Source organism: Streptomyces sp. NPDC050287, assembly GCF_044459385.1.
Lineage (GTDB): Bacteria > Actinomycetota > Actinomycetes > Streptomycetales > Streptomycetaceae > Streptomyces.
On sequence record NZ_JBITIY010000004.1, the window covers coordinates 103,416 to 123,470 of the forward strand.

Consider the following 20,055-nt stretch of genomic DNA (forward strand, 5'->3'; position numbering starts at 1 on the left):
CCACAGTCCCCCTCTGCCCCGCCGGAAAGGCAGCCATGACCAGCGCACCGCAGATCCTCCGCTGGGGCCACCAGGCCCTTGAGGTCGAGGTCGGCGCCGGCGAAGACGGCACCGCCCGCCTCACGCATATCGGCCTCCCCGGCGAGACACGTCCCGAACCGCGCTCCAGGCCCGCGCTGCCCCTGGTGGAGGTGACGGCCGCGGGCCACGGCCGCGCCTGGTCGGGCGGGCGCCTCATCGACACGTCCCTCGGCGGACGGCTGCGGTACCGCGCTCACCGAGTGACCCGCGACGGCGACTGGTACGTGCTCACCGTCGCACTCCACGACCCGGAGACCGGGCTGGTCGCGGAGGTGACCTACCGATCACCGGACGGCATCCCCGTGCTCCGCGGCGAGGTGACCCTGCGCAACGAAGGGCAGACCACGCTGCACCTGGAGTCGGTCAGCTCGCTCGCGATGGGCGGCCTCACCGCCCAGGCCCCGGCGGCCGTGGACGCCGCGGACCTGTTGTGGGCGGAGAACGACTGGCTCGCCGAATGCCGCTGGCAGCGACAGCCGATGCGCCTGACCACACCGTCCCTGAGCGGACGCGTGAGCTACGGGCACGGCAAAGCCGGCTTCGCCCTGAACGGACAGGGCACCTGGTCCAGTTGCGGACGCCTCCCCATGGGCGGCCTGACGGACCGGATCACCGGCCGCACCTGGGTGTGGCAGATCGAGCACAACGGCGGAGGCTGGCGGTGGGAGTGCGGCGAGCGGGACAACGCGGCCTACGCGGCGCTGTTCGGCCCCACCGACACCCACCACGGCTGGCGGCACTCCCTTGAACCCGGCGCCGTCTTCCGCACCGTACCCGCCGCCTTGTCCTTCAGCGCCGACGGCGGCCCTGACGCCGCGTTCGCCGCGCTCACCCGCTACCGCCGCGCCCAGCGCCGCCCGCACGCCGACCACCGGCGCCTGCCCGTCATCTTCAACGACTACATGAACTGCCTGATGGGCGACCCCACCACGGAGAAGCTGCTGCCACTGATCGACACGGCGGCCGCCGCGGGCGCCGAGTACTTCGTGATCGACGCCGGCTGGTACGACGGCGACGACGGCGGCTGGTGGGACAGCGTCGGCGCCTGGGAGCCCGCCGCCTCCCGGTTCCCCGGGGAGCGCGGGATCCATGAGGTGCTGGACCGGATCCGGGAGCGCCGTATGGTTCCCGGCCTGTGGCTGGAGCCGGAGGTGATCGGCGTACGCAGCCCCATGGCCAGGTCCCTGCCCGACGAGGCGTTCTTCCGCCGCGACGGCGCCCGTGTCACGGAGGCCGGCCGGCACCACCTGGACCTGCGCCACCCTGCCGCCCGTGCCCACCTGGACCAGGTCGTGGACCGCCTGGTCGGCGAGTGGGGCGTCGGCTACCTCAAACTCGACCACAACATCGACCCCGGCTCAGGCACCAGCGCCCACCCCGGCGAGACCCCGGGCGCCGGCCTGCTCGGCCACAACCGGGCGCACCTCGCCTGGCTCGACGGCGTCCTGGGCCGTCACCCGGACCTGGTGGTGGAGAACTGCTCCTCCGGCGGCATGCGCTGGGACCACGCCCTGCTGTCCCGGATGCAGTTGCAGTCCACGAGCGATCAGCAGAACCTCCACCTCTACGCGCCCATCGCGGCCTCCGCGCCCACCGCCGTCACCCCCGAACAGGGCGCCGTCTGGGCGTACCCCCAGCCGGAGGACTCGCTCGACGAGGTGGCCTTCACCATGGCCAACGCGCTCCTCGGCCGGATCCATCTCTCCGGCCGCATCGCCGAACTCCAGCCCGAGGCCCGCGCCTTGGTCCACGAGGCGGTAGCGGCGTACAAGACCATCCGCGCCGACCTGCCGCACGCCGTGCCGTCCTGGCCGCTGGGCCTTCCTGCCTGGGACGACCCCTGGATCGCCCTGGCCCTGCGCACTCCCGTCACCACCTACCTCACCGCCTGGCGCCGCCTTGGAACCGACGCCACGGCGACGCTTCACCTGCCCCACCTGCGGGACACCTCCGCGCGTGTCGACCTGCTCTACCCCTCGGTCAGTCGGGTCGTTTCCGCGTGGACGCCAGACACGGCCGGGCTGAGCCTGACCCTGCCCACCGCACCGTCCGCCGTCCTGCTCCGCATCACCCCCACGGACCCCGGCGCTCTCTGAACCACCCACGCCCGCATCACGAATCGACGAGAGGACCTATCGGTGCCCCCTCTGCGCCGGCCGGACGGACGCTCCACCAACCCCGTGATCCCCGGCTTCCACCCCGACCCCAGCGTCTGCCGCGTCGGCGACGACTACTACCTGGCCTGCTCCAGCTTCGAGTACTTCCCCGGGGTGCCCCTCTTCCACAGCCGTGACCTGGTGCACTGGACGCAGATCGGCAACGCCCTGGACCGGCCGGACCAACTGCGTCTGCCCGCCTCCATGCCGTCCTCCGGCGGGATCTACGCCCCCACCCTGCGCCACCACGGCGGCCGTTTCTGGCTGATCGTCACCAACTGCAGCGAGGGTGGCGGCAACCTGATCGTCACGGCCACCGACCCCGCCGGCCCGTGGTCGGATCCCATCTGGGCACCGGGTGTCCCCGGCATCGATCCCGACCTGGTCTGGGACGAGGACGGCACCTGCTGGTGCACGGTCGCCGGGGTCTCGCAGGTCCGTGTCGACCCGTCCACCGGGCAGACGTACGGAACACCGCACAGGCTCTGGTCCGGCGGGCCCGGCGCCAAGGCCCCGGAGGCGCCGCACCTGTACCGGATCGGCGAGTACTGGTACCTGCTCATCGCCGAGGGCGGCACCGAGCGCGGCCACGGTGTCTCGATCGCCCGCGGCCGTACGCCCGCCGGCCCGTTCGAGCCGTGCCCGGCCAACCCGGTCCTCACCCATCGCGGCACGGACCACCCCGTCCAGAACACCGGACACGCCGACCTGGTCCAAGGCCCCGACGGTTCCTGGTGGATGGTGCTGCTCGGCGTCCGGCCGGGCGGCGGCACGCCGGGCTGGCACGTGCTCGGCCGGGAGACCTTCCTGGCCCCCGTGACGTGGGTGGACGACTGGCCGGTCGTCGGCGAGGTCGCCCTGGACCTGCCCGAGCTCCCGTGGCCGCTCTCCCCCGGCCCTGTCGAGGAGCACCGGGACGACTTCGAGCTCGCCGAACTGCGACCGTCCTGGATCTCCGTGCGCGACCGACCCGCCGAACACTGCACCACCAAGGAGCGCCCCGGATGGCTGACGCTCCGCGCGCGGGGCGGCTCCCTGGACGAACCCGACGTGGTGTTCACCGGCCGGCGCCAGCAGCATCTGTCGTGCCGGGCGCGGACTCTGGTCGACGCCGCGGAGGGCGGCGGCGGTCTCGCCGTGCGGCTCGACGAGCGGCACCACTACGCGATCGAGGTGTCCGGCACCCGGGTGCGGGTGGTCGCGCGCGTCGGCTCCCTGCGCACGGTCGTGGCCGCACAGTCCGTAGCCGCCGGACCGGTGGTCCTGACGGTCACGATCACGCAGCCGCCGTCTCCGCACGGTCCGTGCACGGGACCCGACGTCGTCTCCCTCGGCGTCGAGCAGCCCGACGGCACGTTCACGGAGCTCGCGAGCCTCGACGGCCGCTACCTGTCGACCGAGGTCGCCGGCGGCTTCACCGGTCGGGTCATCGGCATGTACGCCGCGGCGGGCACCGTCCACTTCGACTGGTTCGACTACGAGTCCCTCGACGGCTGAACCAGGGCCCCTTTCCGCTGCCTCCCTCGCCTGACAGGGACACAGGACGCTCCGCCATGTGGCGACGAGGGGCGGCTGACACGTCCTCACCGCCCGGCTCAGCGGTCCGGCCCTGCATCGCGAGAACGACACGCGACACATCGCCCGCCGAACCCGTCGCGGCACACGCGGCGGGCGGTGGCGCCTGTCGCTGCCCGACCACGGATCCGTCACCGTACGAGCGACCGAAAGGCATGAGACATGAAGGACATACAAAGACCCGCACACCACCGCGGTCGCGGCCCCGGACGCCTGGCCGGCCTATTGATGGCGCTGCTCGTCATCCTGGGACTGTCCGCCGGCGCCGTGCTCGCCGCGCCCGGCGGCACGGCACAGCAGGCAAGCTCCACGCTCACAGTTCCGGCCCGCGCCATGGACGCCGTAGCGGCGATGCAGCCGAGCTGGAACCTGGGCAACACCCTGGACGCGATCCCGGACGAGACGTCCTGGGGCAACCCCAAAGCAACCAGGGACCTGTTCGCAACCATCCGGGCGCAGGGCTTCCGCAGCGTCCGTATCCCGGTGACCTGGAGCGCGCACCAGTCCACCACCGCGCCCTACACCGTCGACGCCCCGTACATGAGCCGCGTCAAGCAGGTGGTCGACTGGGCGCTCGCCGAGAACCTCTACGTCGTGCTCAACGTCCACCACGACTCATGGCAGTGGATCTCGAAGATCTCCACCGACCACGACGACGTGCTCGCCCGCTACGACGCCCTGTGGACCCAGATCTCCGCCGCGTTCCGGAACGAGTCGCGCACCCTGCTCTTCGAGAGCGTCAACGAACCGGGCTTCGGCGACGCCACGGCCGCACAGAAGACCCAGCTCATGAACGAGCTGAACACCTCGTTCCACAAGATCGTCCGTGCTTCGGGCGGCGGGAACAAGAGCCGCCTGCTCGTCCTGACCACACAGGGCGGCACCCCCTCCCAGGACCTCATGGACGACCTGTACACCACCATCAGGGCGCTGCACGACAGCAGCCTGGTCGCCACCGTGCACTACTACAGCTGGTACCCGTTCAGCGTGAACATCGCGGGCGGCACCCGGTACGACGACGCCGCCCAGAACGACCTCAACGACGCCTTCGCCCGCATGCGCGACACCTTCGTCGCCAGGGGCATCCCTGTCTACGTCGGTGAGGTCGGACTGCTCGGCTACCCCGACCACAACCATCCCTCCCGTGTCGAGCGGGGCGAGGCGCTGAAGTACTACGAGCACCTCGGATACGCGGCGCGCCTCGTCGGTGTCACCACCGCGCTGTGGGACCCCGGAACGTGGGCCTACCTGAACCGGGAGACCCTGAAGTGGTCGGACCCCGCCCTGTTCGCCTGGATCAAATCCAGCTGGACCACCCGTTCGGCAACGGCCTCCTTCGACAAGGTCTTCTTGGAGAAGAAGGAGCCGATCACGGCCAAGGGGGTCACCCTGAATCTGAACGGGACCAAGTTCCGGGGCCTGTGGCACGGCGAGACCGAGCTCGTCGAGGGACGGGACTACACCCTCTTCGACACGACGCGGCTCATCCTCACGGCCGGCGCGCTGACCCGGCTGTCGGGCGACCGCGCCTACGGCGTGAACGCCACGCTCCAGGCCCGGTTCTCCCGCGGGCTGCCCTGGCAGATCGAGGTGGTCACCTACGACGAGGCGGTGCTGTCCGACGCCACGGGCAAGACCGACGGGTTCACCATCCCCACGCAGTACAAGGGTGACGTGCTGGCAGCCATGGAGGCCAGGTACGGCGACGGCAGCTACGCCGGCCCGCAGAACTGGACTCCGTACCAGGAGTTCAACGTGAGCTTCTCGCCGGACTACCCGAACGGCACGATCATCCTGAAGCCCGAGTTCCTGAACTCGCTGCGCGACGGCGAACTGGTGACACTGACCTTCAACTTCTACAGCGGCAAAAAGGTCATGTATCACGTCAAGAAGTCCGGAGACTCGGTCACCGGCACTCACGTCTCCTGACCGCAGGTTCCGGTCGCGGCCGCTGACCAGGCAGGTCAGTGCGCCGGCCGCCCGGTTCGTCGAGGAGGGCACCGGCGGGCGGCTGAGCTGCCCGCCGGTGCGCGACGTCCCTCACACGCGGGTCCACTTCTGGCCCGCCTGGCCGTTGCAGGTCCACAGGACCAGCGGGGTTCCGTTGGCGGTGCCGGCCCGGTCGGCGTCGAGGCACAGCCCGGCGTGGACGTTGCGGACCGACCCGTCGGAGCCGACGGTCCACTTCTGGTTGTCCTGGCCGTTGCAGGGCCACGTGATGACCCGGGTGCCGTTGGCGGTGCCCTGGTCGTAGGCGTCCAGGCACTTGTCGCCGAAGACACGGATCTCGCCACCGGCCCACGTGGTCCACAGCTGGTTGGCGGCCGTGTGACAGTCCCAGATCAGTACTGTGGCCCCGGCCGCGGTGGAGGCGTTGTCCACGTCCAGGCAGCGGCCGGACGCGTTCTGGCGCAGCCGCGAGGTGGTGGCGGCCAGCGGGCTGCCCCCGCTCACCCGGAACACGGCCACGCCGTGCGCGGGGACACTCGCCGAGATCTGCCCGGACGTGCTCGAGGTGCCACCGGTCCACAGGTCGGTGAGGGTGAACTGCCCTCCCGACAGACCGACTTGTGCGGCCGAGGTGGTGACCGTCGTCGTGTCGCCGCCACGGTTGAACAGGCCCACCGCGACCGAACCGTCCGACAGCGGCTTGGCGAACACCTCGGTGCCGCCGTCGTCGCGCACCCGGCGCCCACCGGCGCCCAGCGAATCCTGGTTCACCGCCAGCAGACGGGGGTTGCGCAGGATCGCACTCACGTCGGCGGACATGGTGCGGATGTCGTTGCCGGCCATGAGCGGTGCGCCCAGCAGCGCCCACAGGGCGAAGTGCGAGCGGGACTCGGTCAGTGACAGTCCGGGGCGGCCGACGACCAGCATGTCGGGGTCGTTCCAGTGCCCAGGGCCCGACTGCGCCGCCAGCGGCGCGGTGACGTCCAGGACGTTGCCGACGCCCATCGGATAACTGTTGGTGTTGCCGTTCTGCCAGATGTCGAGCAAGTCCTCGGTCGTCCGCCACAGGTCGGCGACCTCGCCCCAGTTGTACGTGGCGCCGGTGATGGCGTGGAAACTGTTGGGGTTGATGCTGTAGACGATCGGCCGCCCGGTGGCGCGCAGGGCGTCGCGCATGAGCGTGAAACGCGTGACCTGCTCGTCACGGGTACCGCTGGAGGAACACCAGTCGTACTTCAGGTAGTCGACGCCCCACGAGGCGAACGTGGCGGCGTCCTGGGCCTCGTGACCCCTGCTGCCCGTCGACCCGGGATAGGCGCCGCTGGTCTGCGCGCAGGTGCGTTCGCCCGGCACCTGGTAGATGCCGAACTTGAGGCCCTTGCTGTGGATGTAGTCCCCGAGGGCCTTCATCCCGCTCGGGAACTTGGTCGGATTGGCCCGTAGGTTGCCCGCCCCGTCGCGCTGCGGGTCGAACCAGCAGTCGTCGACCACCACGTACCGGTAGCCGGCCTCCCGCATGCCCGAGGACACCATCGCGTCGGCGGCCTGACGGACCTGCGCCTCGGTGACCCCGCACCCGAAGCTGTTCCAGCTGTTCCAGCCCAACGGTGGAGTGAGCGCCGGGCTGCCGGGCGCGGCCGAAGCGGTGGAGTGAGCGGAGGCCGTCACGGACGCGGTGACCGCCAACGCGGCCGCCGCGACGAGACGGAGCAGTCGTCTGCCTGATTTTCTGGGCACCAGGGGCTCCTTTCGGGGGTGGGCACCGACACCAGACAGCGGATGACTGCTGCACTACTGCCGGACTATGTCACGTACATGACAGTTTGAATTGTTCGACATTTCGGTCTGCTTTCGGACCACCGACGCCACGGATATTAGGGAGGTTCCCTTGCTTGTCAACTGCTTCGGCCGTTCTGCGTCCCCTCTCCGCCACCCCCGCGGGCGTACAGCAATGCGAATATTTCGGTTCTCCTGGCGAATCATGCGAGACGGAATTGAGAGGAGCTCTCATCCGAGGCGCTCGTCCGGCAGGTCACCGTTGATCGGACGACACCTCTCTTGAGAAGTCGTCGGCAACCTTTGTGCTTCCGGCGGTCACTCAGCAGTGCACCATCGGCTCGATCTTGCGAACGGACAGGAAATGAACACACCGAGGCAGGCCGCGCGGCAGCGCAGACACAGACGCAGGCTCATGGTGGGCGCCACATCGGCGCTGATCGCCGCGGGCGTTCTCGCCTACCTGGTCATGGCGTTGCTCCCCGACCGCGACGCCGATGCGGAGCCTGCCGCAGCCACGCCCCTCGCCTCCACCCGGGTGAAGGCCACCGCTGCCGGCGCGACAGCCACCCCGACCGTGACGGCGAGCCGGACCGGCTCCCCCACGCCGACAGTTGCCGCGACCACCAGGTCAGCACGGCCGTCGCCCACTCACACCCCGCGGCCCCAGCGAAAGCCCACGACGACCTCGCAGGCAGGACGGCTTCAGCCGCACACGACCTACCAGGGCGTCGCCACCGCCTACGAGGCCGGTGACGGAAACGGCGCCTGTCTGTTCGGCCCCAGCCCCGACCTCATGATCGCGGCCATGAACACCACCGACTACGAGACGTCCAAGGCGTGCGGCGCCTACGTGCTCGTCCGCGCGGCCAACGGCAGATCCATCACCGTACGGATCACCAACGAATGCCCCCTGCCCTGCGCACCCGGGCAACTCGACCTCAGCCAACAGGCATTCGCCAAACTCGCCGACCTCAAGGTCGGCCGGATACCCATCAGCTGGAGCCTGGTGAGCCCCAGCACCTCCGGCACGATCTCCATGCGGTACAAGACCGGCTCCAGCCCGTACTGGTGCGCCATCCAGGCGATCGGCCACCGCAACCCGGTCGCCAGGCTGGACATCCACACCACCGGCGGCTGGCGGCAACTGCCCCGCACCGGCTACAACTACTTCATCTCCGCGGACGGCCGCGGGTGCGGCAGCGCTGTCAGACTCACCGACATCTACGGCGAACAGCTGACCATCACCGGAATCGCCGTGCGGCCGGACGTCGTGCAACCCACCCAGGTCCAGTTCGCCCGGCACTGATCGCTGCGGGCCGAGGTCGACCGCGCCTGAGGAAGGACGCGGACCACCGACCTCGGCCCTGATGTCGAGTCAGCCGCCGCTGACGGTCAGGTTGTTGGTGATGAAGTCGAGTCCGCCGGACGACGAGGTGATCTCATAGCCGAACTGCACGTCACCGATGATCTCGTTGCCGGGCATCCAGCCCTTGGTGTAGGCGATCCAGTTGAGGACCGGCTTGACGTCCACGGTGCCGGAGTTGGAGTCGGAGGTCCGCAGGAACGAGAACACCTGGTTGGACCCGTTGGTGCCCTTGTAGACGTTCCAATTGTGGCCGCCGAGCGTGACATTGGCCTGATAGGAGCCGATCGGGCCGACGGCCCCGTTGTAGTTGACCCAGAGCATGATCTCGTACTGGTGGTCGTTGTCCCAGATGTCGTACGACGTGTTGTACGCGCCGGACGACGGGACGCTGACGTTGTAGTTGCTGGTGAGCCAGCCGAGCGAGTCGATCGTCTTGTTGATCGCTTTCGTTGAGTTGGGGTAGGACTTGATGCCGCCGGTGTTGGGGTGGTTGGCCCAGACACCCCAGCTGGTCCCGGAGTTGGCCCAGACGCACTGGCTGCCGGCGCCGGATCCCCAGATGTTGTTGTAGAGCTTGTAGCCGTCCAGGCTGGTGCCGCCGTACTGGTCGCAGGTGTTCCAGACTGCTGCCGAAGCGGGGGCGGAGGCGAGGCCGACGGTGGCACCGAGAGCCATCGCCGGCGCCAGCACTGCCATGCTGACCTTGCGTATCGCGCTTTTTGCCATGGTGTCCCTTCCACGGGTGGGGGGAATTGTGGGGGTACTACTGGGGGTGCTGCCACGCCCCCTGGCTGAGGACGGAAGGTCCGGCTAGGCGACCGTGCCGGCGACGTACGTGGGGAGCAGTTTGTCGGCGGCCTTGCCCGAGATGGTGCCCTCGCGTGACCCGCTGTCCGACCCGCCACAGGCGGTGAGCAGCGGCATCCCGCCGGCCACCGCTGCGCTGGCTACCGCAGCGGGGGCGAGGAAGCATCCCCGGCTGGGTCCAGAGGAGGTGGAGGCAACGTTCGGCGTCATTGCGTCAACCCTTCATGGCGCGCCAGGACACCCGGCGGTGGGCCGTCGGCTGCGGTGTCGTGACGGGAACTGGCTGAGCTGAATCGGACATTCACTGCGACGCGTTCGCAGTCGAAGCGCTTCGATGTTGCTGTGAGGTTAAGTGAACACCCATAGGCGCACAAGGGTCGCTGCCAAGATTCCCCGGAGGCGCAAGATGGGGTCCTTCAGGGGCCCCGCTTGATATAGCGACGTGGATCTGTCGCCTCTCATCAATGTCTCCAGCGAGTATCGAAGCGCTTCGAAGTTCCCCCGCTGACACATCTCACGAGATCCCACCTGTCCGCACACAGGCCGTACACACCACCACTTTTCCGCGATCCGCAGCCGCCTTTCGCGAAGCGCATCGACGACCTTCCGCCGCGGCTCACCCTCGACGAGAAGATCGGATTCCTGCACCGGCTCGCGCCCGCCGCGGTGCGGCTGAACACTGCCGCCTCACAGGCGAACACTGCCCGTGTCAGTGCTCGGCCGCCGACTCCGGTGCCAGGCCCGGGCGTTCGCCGCAGGAGTCGTGCAACTGACGGGCGTGCGGGATCCCGTACCTGGCGCCCCGCCTCGAACGCGCCCCGGTACGCCGAACTGTCGCGATTGTGGGGCCGCGACGGGCGGGCCTACCCGGGTTCCAGATCCGGAAGTACCCAGGACGGCAAACGCTCAGTCGCGTGGTCGGGGAGCCGCCCGATCGACGGAAGGGACGTACTCCGTACGGGCGGGGCTTGCGGGCTGGGTGAAGTGGCGCGCGGCCGCCAGGAGAAGAACCGCCAGGACCGCCGGTGCCGCGTAGGCGAGACGGAACTGGCCGGTGGATCCGAGGAGGCCGCTGACGGCGCCGCCGGTGACGACGCCGAAGTAGTTGAAGAGGTTCAGGCGCGCCAGGACCGCCTCCGAGGCAGCCGGGAACAGCCGTGCGGCGGAAGCCAGGCACAGCGGAGCCAGGACGGACGTTCCCAGCCCCACCGCCCCGGCCGCAAGAGCGGCGAACGGCCAGCTCGGCGCGGCGGCCATGCCGGCCAGGCCGCCCGCGACCAGCAGGCTCGCGGTGCGGATGACGGCGGCCACTCCGAACCTCTGCACGAGCCGGTCGGTGGAGGCGCGGCCGGTGACGGTGCCGGCCTGATAGACGGCGTACGCCAGCGGCGCGACGGTGAGGGACGCGGCGAGGGTCTGCCGCAAGTACACCGCCGACCAGGCCGAGACGGTGGAGTCGACGACGTAGACGACGAGGAGGACCAGACCGAACGGGAGGAGCCGGACCCACAGGCGCCGCACCGGCGGCGGCTGGACAAGAGTGTCCGGCGGCGCCTCGGAGGCGGGGAGGTCGTGCGTGCGTATGCAGGCGGCCAGGAGCAGGACGATGCCTGCCTGGATCGTCAGTCCGTCGCCCACGGACCACTCCAGCCGGGCCACCCCGGCGGTGAGCAGGGCCGCGATCACACCACCCACGCTCCACGCCATGTAGAAGGAGCCGAAGATGCTGCGTCCGCAGGCGCGTTCGATCGCCGCGGCCCGGGTGTTGACCCCGACGTCGAGAGCGCCGACGGCGAGCCCGAAGAGAAGGTACGCGCAGATGACGGTTGCCTCGTCCGGGGCCCACCCGATCAGCAGCAGCGCGGCGACGGCCGTCAGTATGGCCCCGCGCATCGTGGCGGCCGGACCGGCGCGGCGGATCGCGGCCAGCCCCAGGAAGCTGCCACCCCCCGCCATCAGTGCCACCGCGACCATCACCGTGGTCGTCAGGAGCGCCGCCAGTCCGAGGTGTTCGGTGACGGCGGGGACGGTGGTGTACACGGCGGCGACGGACACACCTTGAGCGGCGAACGCGAGGAGCGCGGCCCTTCGGGCGCCGGTCCTGGAGTCCGGGCGCCGGGCGTTCGCCCGGCCTGGAACGGTAACGGACATGAGTGCTTTCGCGCCTTCATTCGGGTACGCCAGGAGGGCCGGCTCCGCTGTGGGCCGGGGGCCGGTGGGTCGGATGTGCTGCGGGTTTCCAAGACCGTAGCCAGGGGCGGACGGCGAGCGCAGGACGCCAGAGGCCGTACAGGGGACTTCGGGGGCCAGGGTCTCTGCCGGTTCTGCCAGTCCGCTTACGGTGGTCTCCCAGGAGAAGGTGAGTGCGATGTCCCTTGCCCCCGGCCAGGCGGATCCTTCCGGGACCAGCCGCAGTACGTCGGCGACGATCCAGCCGAACATCCTCCGCTATCTCGTCATGGTCGCCGACAGGCGCGGCATCGATCTGCGTCCCTTTCTCAAGCAGGTCGGACTGGACGAGTCGGTCATGCGCTCGGCCGCGCTGCGGGTGTCGTACCGGCAGGGCAGTGCGGTGATCCGCCGTGCGGTGGAACTCACCGGGGACGAGCACCTGGGACTGAAGGTCGGCTCGGCGCAGCACCTGACCGCGTGGGGGCTGCTCGGGTTCGCCCTGATGGCCGACGACACGCTGCGGCACGCCATCGAGACCGGGGTGAAGTACCAGAACCTGTCCGGGGCGATGGTGGTGTGGTCAGCCGGTGTGGGCGAGCAGGACGACGCCTTCGTCCTGCGGGCCGACCTCCCCGATCCCGCGATCGAACCGGCCGTGGCCTCATTCCTCGTCGAGGAGGGGTTCGCCTCCGTGGTCACGCTGTCCCGGCTGGCCATCGGCCGGGACTTCGCGCCCAGAGGCGTGGAGCTCGCCCGTCGGTCACCTCGCCGCAGCCAACCGTACGACGCACTGTTCGGCTGTCCGGTCCGCTTCGGCGCCCCGGCCAACCGGCTCGTGATCGCTCCGGCATGGGCCGGCGCCCGGATGCCCGGCCGGGATCCCGTGACCTACGCGTCGACGCTGGAGATGCTCGACGCGCAGATGGCTTCCGGCCGCGGCCGGCAGGACCTGCTGGAGGTGCTGGAGATCTCCGTCGCGCAGAGCCTCCCGGTGGTCCTTTCCTTCAGTGATCAGGCACGACGGCATGCGACGAGCGAGCGGACACTTCGCCGCCGTCTGGCCGACTGCGGCACGACGTACGAGGCACTCGTCGAGGGGGTACGCCGCGAACGCGTCGAGCACCTGCTCCTGCGGCCGGAACTGACGCTGCGCGACATCGCCCGCCGCGCGGGATTCTCCGACGAACGGGCGCTGCGCCGCGCGGTACGCCGCTGGCACGGCACCTCCCCCGTCCACCTGCGCGAGCAACTGCTCCGGGACGCGAGGCCGGCCGCACGATGACATGTCGGCGCCTGCTCGGTCAGCGGGTGCGGATCCAGACCGTCTTCTCGCGGGTCCACTGGTGGAAGGCGTTGGTCGACTTCTCCGCTCCACCGAATCCGGACTGCTTCCAGCCGCCGAAGGGAGTGGTGATGTCACCCTCGCTGTAGGCGTTGACGGAGACGACACCGGCCTCGATGCCGCGTGCCAGCCGCAGCGCGGTGTCCAGTTCACGGGTCCAGACCGAGGCCGCCAGTCCGTACTCGGTGTCGTTCGCCCTGCGTACCGCCTCGTCCTCCGAGGTGAAGGTCTGGACGGTGACCACGGGGCCGAACAGTTCCCGGGCGAGGACGTCGCTGCCGTCGGGGGCGCGGGTGATCACAGTGGGCGGGTAGTAGGCGCCTCGGGGAGGCAGCCCGTGGGGCAGTCCCCCGGTATGGATCCGGGCGCCGCCGGCCCGTGCGGTCTCCACGGCTCCGGCGACCCGGTCGAATGCGGCGTGGTTGATGAGCGGCCCCAACTGGGTGCGCGGGTCGGCCGGATCACCGATGACGAGTTTCTCCGCCGCCGACGTGAACCGCTCGAGGACCTCCCCGGCGATGCTGTGGTGGACCAGGACCCGGGAGCCCGCCGTGCAGTTCTGCCCCATGGTCAGGAACGCGGCCTCGATCATGTTGTCGATCAGCTCGTCGCCGTAGGAGAGCGCGTCGGCCATCAGTATCTGCGGGCTCTTGCCCCCCATCTCCAGCGAGACGCGCTTGAAGTTGCTGTCGGCGGCGTCCTTGAGGACGCGACGGCCGGTCTCGGTGGAACCCGTGAAGGAGAGCGCCCCCACGAGGGGGTCATGCGCGAGGGCCGCGCCGGCTTCCTGCCCGTACCCGGGCAGCACCGTGAGCACCCCGTCGGGCAGGCCGGCCTCCGCGGCGAGTGCGGCCAGGTGCAGCGCCGAGCGCGGGGTCGCCTCGGCCGGCTTGACCAGCAGGCAGTTGCCCGACGCCAGGGCCGGTCCGACCTTCCATGCGGTCATGGCCAGCGGGTAGTTCCACGGCAGGATCGCCGCGACCACCCCGACCGGTTCACGGCTCATGAGACCGAGACCGTCGGGCCCGCTCGGCGCGAGGCGGCCGAAAACCTTGTCGGCCGCCTCGGCGAACCAGCGGATCGACTCGATCGCGCCCGGTACGTCGCCCGTACGGCACTCCGTGATCGGCTTGCCCGCGTCCTCGCTGTCCAGCCGGGCGAGGATCTCGGCGTCGCGCTCCATCAGATCGGCCAGCCGCAGCAGTACCGCGCTCCGTTCGCGGATCGGCAGCCGAGACCACACCCCTGCCTCGTGGACTTGCCGGGCGCGCTCGGCGGCCTTGGCCACGTCGTCGGCGCTCGCGGCGGGCAGGGTGGTGATCGGCTCCCCGGTGGCGGGGTTGACGACGTGCAGCACCTCATTCCTGGTCATGCTTCCTCCACCAGTTCCCAGCGCCCGTCGGTCCGGCGGGCCAGTCCGCGTCGGCGGAGGTCCTCCAGATAGCGCGCCATGCCACGGTCACCGCGCTTGCGGAACAGCGGGAAGATGCTGGGCAGCAGGTTCGGCATGAGCATCGCGAAGCGCACCAGGCGGGCCTCACCGGGCCGGGGGTAGGCCTCCAGACGGGGCTTGTCCAGCAGGCTCACCGCGGCCGCGACGACGTCGGCGGGCTGCTGCGGCGGGTCCTGGAACTGCATGGAGTTCCCGCCGTCCACGGCTTCCTGTCGCAGCATCCGGGTATCCGTCGCTGACGGCAGCACCGAGCCGGCCAGGATGCCCTTGCTCCTGAGATCGAGCCCGATGGCGAGCATCGCGCCCCGGAGCCCGAACTTGGACGCCGTGTAGATCGGGGTCTCGCCCAGCGGGAAGATCCCGCCGAGGGAGACGGTGGTGACCACCCGGGGATCCCCCGAGGCCTTCAGCAGGGGGATCGCGAGCCGGGTGGCGACCAGCGGGGAGGTCAGGTTGAGAGTGATCTCCCGCTCGATGCTCTCCACGCTGCGGACGTCGAAGCGTTCGGCGCTGGTCATACCGACGTTGTTGACGAGCACGTCGAGACGGCCGTAGGCGTCCGCGACCCGCTCGAACAACCGCTCCACCTGGGCACGGTCCATCAGGTCACAGCCGATGCCCGTGTGCCCGGCGCCGGGCAGCTCCGCGGCCACGTTCTTGGCACGGGTCTCATCGATGTCGACGACGACGCAGCGGGCGCCGCCGGAGCCGAAGCGACGGCACAGCGCACTGCCGATGCCACCCGCGCCGCCGGTCACCAGCATGACCCTGTCGGTGAAGTCGAACACGCTCATGCCGTCGCCTCCGCGGGTCGCAGGGACCGTGCCCGCGGCGGCCGGCCCTCGGTGCGCCAGCCCATCTCGCCGGCGACTTTGCCCAGGTACTTCACGAAGGCGCCGCTGTCGACGTATCCGGTGTGGCGAGGCGAGTCGACGAACTTCAGCCCACCGGACAGATCCGGGCGGTCGGCGCGGATCATGCGGGCGAACCGCTCCGCGCTGGGCAGCCGGTGCCGGGCGTCGTGGAGGTACCCGGCGATCAGCTGCGCCTGGGAGTCGAAGAGCTGGTACGCACCGGAGTTGGTCTCCACGAAGCCGACGCCGAACAGTCCCTCGTGCTCGCGCGAGAACGACGAGAGGTACAGATCCGGGTGCTGCTCGTCGCCGAAGTACCGCTGGGCGACCGGCACTTTGTGGACGTAACCCGTGGCCAGCAGAATGAGATCGAAGTCGTCGCTCGTGCCGTCGGTGAAGTGCACGGTCCTGCCCTCGGCCCGGGCGATGCCGGGCCTGGCGGTGATGTCGCCGTGCTGAAGGTGATGGATCAGCATCGAGTTGATGGCCGGGTGGGTCTCGAACAGCTTGTGGTCCGGCTTCGGGAGCCCAAGCCGTGTCGGATCACCGTTGATGATCCTGAGGAGGCCACCGAAGACCCGCTGTGCCAGCCACATCGGCAGGTGCGGCCCACTGTTGGCGATGGTGTCCACCGGCCGGCCGAACAGATGCTTGGGGATGAACCAGTACCCGCGCCGCATGCTGATCACCGCGTGGTCCGCGGTCCGGGCCGCGTCGCAGGCGATGTCGCAGCCGGAGTTCCCCGCACCCACGACCAGGACCCGCTTGCCGCGCAACTCCTCCACGCCGCGGTAGCCGACGGTGTGCCGGATCTCTCCGGTGAACTCCCCTGGAAGCCGGGGGATGTTGGGGTGCCACTGCGAGCCCGTACACACGACGACCTGACCGTGCGCGCTTTGCCGCCCGTCGGCCCGCGTGACCGTCCAGGTGCCGTCCGCGTTCTTCTCGACGCCGTCGACCTCGACGCCGCACTCGATCCGGTCCGTCAACCCGTAGGCGTCGGCGAAGGACCTCAGGTACGACAGGATCTGCCGGTGCGGCGGGTAGTCGGCGAAGTGCTCGGGCATCGGGAAACCGCCGAAACCCGACAGGGTCCTGCTGGAGATGAAATGGGCCGACTCGTACATCGGGCTGCCGGGATTGTCGATGTCCCAGATACCGCCGGGGCCGGTGTGCCGCTCAAGATGCGTGTAGGGCAGATTCCGCTCCGCCAGGGCCCTGGCGACCGCCAGCCCGGCGGGTCCCGCCCCGATCACGCACGTGTCGAACTGGCTTTCCTCCACGGGCCTGTCTCCTCATCATCTCGCTCCGGGGTGTGCAAGGAAACGTATTCACCCGCTGTTCGGCGAAGAATGACCTGCGCGGCCACGGACCGGACCCCGGCGGCCAGATCCGACGGTCTTGTCCAACCGGCGGCGGGCGCAGTCCGCCGCCGAGGTCGTCCGTCAGCAGGCGACATCCCGGTGGGTGCACCGGCAGGGCCCGCACCCGGGCGGGTCTCCCAGCCGGGTGCGGTACGGAGCTTGGCCGGAGCGTGCCCGTCTGGCACCCGGGCGGTGCCCAGCTGGGTACGGTACAGAGCTTGGCCCGGACCGCGCCCGTCTGAAGCTGATCACGCGCACCCGTCAGGGCGTCGGAGCCTGACGGGCGCGCTCCTGGTGGCGGCGGGCCTTCAGGCGGTTGCCGCAGGTTTTCATCGAGCACCAGCGGGCGGTGTTGGCACGGCTGCGGTCGAGGAGGAAGAGGCGGCACTCGTCGTTGCCGCAGGGGCGCAGTCGACCGGGCCTGCGTTCCCGCACGTCGTACCAGGCGAGCACCAGCTCCACCGCGAGCGTCCGCTCGGACGGCACTTGGAGTCGCCACCGTAGGCCCGTCTCACCGACCTCGGGGAGCCGGCAGACGCCGGCAAGTATCCGTTGCAGCTCCGCCTCGGGCACGGGGCCGTGCGTGGCGGTCTGGAGCAGGTCCCTCGCCGTCCGCAGCCAGCCGATCGCCCGCGCGTCACCGGAGCCGCCATGCTCCTGAGCCCACCGCCGCAGCTCGGCGTCATCGGCCCACAGATCCTGCGACCGTCCGTCCACCACCGGGGTGCTGTTCAGCGCCTCGAGCAACGCGCGTTCATCGATCATGTCCGCCCACCTGGCCACCTAACCCCATCCGTCAATTTGACAGGTTACTCGACATCCGGTCCACTGAGGGCACGGGTAACCACCACAGAATCTTTAGGAGGTTAGACATGACTGAAATCCGCCATCAGTACGCCACCGTGCGCGGACACCGCGTCTTCTACCGGGAGGCCGGACCGCGCGACGCGCCGGCTCTGGTGCTCCTGCACGGATTCCCCACCAGCTCACGCATGTTCCGCCGACTGATCCCGGAACTCGCCGACCGGTTCCGCGTCATCGCCCCCGACCACCTCGGCTTCGGCCACTCCGACTGCCCGCCCGCCGACACGTTCCCGTACACGTTCGACGCGCTCACGGACATCACGGAGGCACTCCTGGCCGGGCTCGGTGTCACCCGCTACGCCATTTACGTACAGGACTACGGCGCGCCCATCGGGTGGCGGCTCGCGCTGCGCGACCCGGACGCAATCACAGCGGTGATCACCCAGAACGGCAACGCCTACGAGGACGGCTTCGTCCCTGAGTTCTGGGCGCCCGTGTGGGCCTACGCGAAGGACCCGGGGCCCGGGACGGAACCGGCGGTCCGCACCGCGCTCGACCTGGACGCCGTCCGCTGGCAGTACCTCCACGGCGTGGACCGCCCCGAACTGGTCGACCCCGACACCTGGACGGCCGACCACCGCGACATCAGCCGCCCCGGCAACGACCTCGTGCAGCTGGCCCTCTTCCGTGACTACGCCACCAACCCGCCCCTCTACCCGCGGGTGCACGCGTACTTCCGGGAGAGCCGCGTCCCGCTCCTGGCGGTATGGGGAGCCGAGGACCTGATCTTCGGCCCCGACGGCGCGCATGCCTTCGCGCGGGACCTGCCGGACGCCGAGATCCATCTGGTGCCCGGAGGCGGCCACTTCCTGCTCGAGAGTCATCTGGACAGCGCGGTCGGCCACATCCGCGACTTCCTGACCCGTACGTTGTCGGCGGCTCGGGTATGAAAGGCAGAGCCGGCGGCCGGACGGATACGCCGAGGACCGCCCCACGCACCCCCGCCCGGACGGCAGGGATCCAGGACGTCGCGGGGACAGCCCAGTGCTGTGACCGGGTGGATTCGCCGAGTCGGTGAACGAGGAGCGGACCGGGGCGGGCGCCGAGAGGCGGACGATCAGTGACAGCCACCTGACGGTGATTGCCACCGATCCGTACTGGCAGCCCAGCAGGGATGCGGCGGATCGCGTTGAGGCCGTGCTGTTTGGCATGTTCTCCGACGACGACGCCCGCCGTGGTCCGCAAGCCAAGTGGCACGACGGCGTTGAGGTGGTCGCCTGCGGCTCCGACCCGGAGAGGGGCTCCTGCCCGCAAGAGCATGTTGCATCATCGGCCTCCTGGTGCGCATCGGTGCGCAGCCGGTCACGTACCCCCCGTCGGCGAGTCGGGCGACCGCCTTTCCCGCACGCGCCGACTGGCGCGGTTGGCCGGCGGTCAGCCGGAGAGCCGCCACGTCGGTGGGTGACTCGGCGGCGTCCACGGGGCCGGCCCTCTTCTTCCGCACAGGTGGCTCCTGCTGGTCGACGAGGGAGCGGCTGCCCAGGCAACGCGGTCCGCCGGCGCGCGAGGCCGTCGTACGGTCACGGCCCGCAGCGGCGGGCGGCGGGCAGACGCGGGCTCAGGACAGCGCGGGCGATGACGGCACGGTCGTGGCGCAGCCGGTCGCGGGTCCGCTCGGTCACGACCGCGCCGAACCTCAGGTTGCCGTCGCCGTCGACGGCGGTGACGTACTCGTGTTCCAGCTCCGCGCGGCGGGCTTCGCCCTGTGATCGGCAGTCGTCAGATCTTGCGCTTGGGACTGCTGCCCGGGTGGAGCCTGCCGGCCTCATCGAGGTCGTCGAGTACCGCGGACAAGCCGACGCGCAGCATCTTGCGCCGGACGTGGCCCAGGATCTGGGCCATGAAGAAACCGCCCGTTCCCGTGAAGCCCGTGTGGTCGTAGGTGAAGCGTGTTCCTGCGGCGTGAGGCTCGATCCGGTAGGCGACCTCGGTGGTTTCGCCGCCGCCGTGGTCGGTCCACGAGTAACGCAGCAGTCGCGGCTCGTCCACCTCCAGCACGACGCAGTCGACGATGCCGCTCCAGCCTGGCTTCGGCTTCGCGATGAACTGGAACTCGGTGCCGACGGTGGTGGCAAATCCTTCCGGTCGCGCCCCGGCGCCGGTCGCCGTCCACAGGGGGATGAGCGCCGGGTCGGTGACGGCGCGCCAGACCTTCGTGAAGGAGTGCGGGTAGTCGTGGACGATGCGGATGGCGCTCATGGGGGCTCCCAGGGCAGTGCGGACGACTCGCCGGAGACAAAGTTTCAGTAACTGAAAATATACAGTAGCAGCAATATTCTCCTCGCTGGACTA

15 protein-coding genes and 1 pseudogene are annotated in these 20,055 nt (G+C 70.0%); 7 read left to right on the top strand and 9 right to left on the bottom strand.

Annotated features, from left to right (window positions below):
* Positions 1-35: 35 nt before the first annotated feature.
* The 3 genes from ACIBK3_RS15440 to ACIBK3_RS15450 all read left to right on the top strand — a co-directional run bounded on the left by ACIBK3_RS15440 (position 36) and on the right by ACIBK3_RS15450 (position 5,741).
* Positions 36-2,177 carry an alpha-galactosidase gene (locus tag ACIBK3_RS15440; RefSeq protein ID WP_399365746.1) on the top strand — a complete coding sequence of 714 codons (2,142 nt, stop codon included), beginning with the start codon at positions 36-38 and terminating at the stop codon, positions 2,175-2,177.
* 42 nt (positions 2,178-2,219) lie between these two features.
* Positions 2,220-3,734, top strand: a complete 1,515-nt coding sequence (locus tag ACIBK3_RS15445; protein WP_399365748.1) for a glycoside hydrolase family 43 protein — start codon at positions 2,220-2,222, stop codon at positions 3,732-3,734.
* Positions 3,735-3,974: 240 nt separating this feature from the next.
* A complete protein-coding gene (locus ACIBK3_RS15450; protein WP_399365750.1) occupies positions 3,975-5,741 on the top strand; it encodes a cellulase family glycosylhydrolase in 1,767 nt (588 codons plus the stop codon).
* 111 nt (positions 5,742-5,852) lie between these two features.
* Here the strand turns inward: ACIBK3_RS15450 and ACIBK3_RS15455 are convergent, their stop codons facing one another.
* Positions 5,853-7,499 carry a glycoside hydrolase family 27 protein gene (locus ACIBK3_RS15455; protein ID WP_399365752.1) on the bottom strand — a complete coding sequence of 549 codons (1,647 nt, stop codon included), beginning with the start codon at positions 7,497-7,499 and terminating at the stop codon, positions 5,853-5,855.
* Between the two features lie 403 nt (positions 7,500-7,902).
* Here ACIBK3_RS15455 and ACIBK3_RS15460 point away from each other — a divergent pair, with 403 nt between their 5' ends.
* Positions 7,903-8,847, top strand: coding sequence for an expansin EXLX1 family cellulose-binding protein (locus tag ACIBK3_RS15460; protein WP_399365754.1), 945 nt, complete (start codon positions 7,903-7,905; stop codon positions 8,845-8,847).
* A gap of 69 nt (positions 8,848-8,916) precedes the next feature.
* Here ACIBK3_RS15460 and ACIBK3_RS15465 read toward each other — a convergent pair whose 3' ends face one another.
* The 3 genes and pseudogenes from ACIBK3_RS15465 to ACIBK3_RS15475 all read right to left on the bottom strand — a co-directional run bounded on the left by ACIBK3_RS15465 (position 8,917) and on the right by ACIBK3_RS15475 (position 11,865).
* Positions 8,917-9,633: a hypothetical protein gene (locus ACIBK3_RS15465; RefSeq protein ID WP_399365756.1), complete on the bottom strand. Its 717-nt coding sequence runs from the start codon at positions 9,631-9,633 to the stop codon at positions 8,917-8,919.
* Positions 9,634-9,720: 87 nt separating this feature from the next.
* Positions 9,721-9,924, bottom strand: a pseudogene (locus ACIBK3_RS15470) (Tat pathway signal sequence domain protein); the annotation flags it as partial.
* Between the two features lie 696 nt (positions 9,925-10,620).
* Positions 10,621-11,865: an MFS transporter gene (locus tag ACIBK3_RS15475; protein WP_399365758.1), complete on the bottom strand. Its 1,245-nt coding sequence runs from the start codon at positions 11,863-11,865 to the stop codon at positions 10,621-10,623.
* A gap of 217 nt (positions 11,866-12,082) precedes the next feature.
* On the opposite strand from ACIBK3_RS15475, the gene ACIBK3_RS15480 reads away from it, so the two are divergent.
* A complete protein-coding gene (locus tag ACIBK3_RS15480) occupies positions 12,083-13,168 on the top strand; it encodes an AraC family transcriptional regulator (RefSeq protein WP_399365760.1) in 1,086 nt (361 codons plus the stop codon).
* Between the two features lie 19 nt (positions 13,169-13,187).
* Here ACIBK3_RS15480 and ACIBK3_RS15485 read toward each other — a convergent pair whose 3' ends face one another.
* From ACIBK3_RS15485 to ACIBK3_RS15500, 4 genes are all read right to left on the bottom strand, one after another.
* Positions 13,188-14,600, bottom strand: a complete 1,413-nt coding sequence (locus ACIBK3_RS15485) for an aldehyde dehydrogenase family protein (RefSeq protein ID WP_399365762.1) — start codon at positions 14,598-14,600, stop codon at positions 13,188-13,190.
* Positions 14,597-15,475, bottom strand: a complete 879-nt coding sequence (locus tag ACIBK3_RS15490; RefSeq protein WP_399365764.1) for an SDR family NAD(P)-dependent oxidoreductase — start codon at positions 15,473-15,475, stop codon at positions 14,597-14,599. Before ACIBK3_RS15490 ends, ACIBK3_RS15485 begins: the two co-directional genes overlap by 4 nt.
* A complete protein-coding gene (locus ACIBK3_RS15495) occupies positions 15,472-16,818 on the bottom strand; it encodes a flavin-containing monooxygenase (protein ID WP_399365766.1) in 1,347 nt (448 codons plus the stop codon). Before ACIBK3_RS15495 ends, ACIBK3_RS15490 begins: the two co-directional genes overlap by 4 nt.
* A gap of 342 nt (positions 16,819-17,160) precedes the next feature.
* Positions 17,161-17,664 (bottom strand): CGNR zinc finger domain-containing protein, encoded by a 504-nt coding sequence (locus ACIBK3_RS15500; RefSeq protein ID WP_399365768.1) that lies wholly within the window; start codon positions 17,662-17,664, stop codon positions 17,161-17,163.
* 107 nt (positions 17,665-17,771) lie between these two features.
* On the opposite strand from ACIBK3_RS15500, the gene ACIBK3_RS15505 reads away from it, so the two are divergent.
* A complete protein-coding gene (locus tag ACIBK3_RS15505) occupies positions 17,772-18,653 on the top strand; it encodes an alpha/beta fold hydrolase (RefSeq protein WP_399365770.1) in 882 nt (293 codons plus the stop codon).
* 507 nt (positions 18,654-19,160) lie between these two features.
* Entirely contained in the window at positions 19,161-19,472 is a 312-nt protein-coding gene (locus ACIBK3_RS15510) for a hypothetical protein (protein WP_399365772.1), read from the top strand.
* A gap of 10 nt (positions 19,473-19,482) precedes the next feature.
* On the opposite strand, the gene ACIBK3_RS15515 is transcribed toward ACIBK3_RS15510, so the two are convergent.
* Positions 19,483-19,962, bottom strand: coding sequence for an SRPBCC domain-containing protein (locus ACIBK3_RS15515; protein ID WP_399365774.1), 480 nt, complete (start codon positions 19,960-19,962; stop codon positions 19,483-19,485).
* Positions 19,963-20,055: the final 93 nt, after the last annotated feature.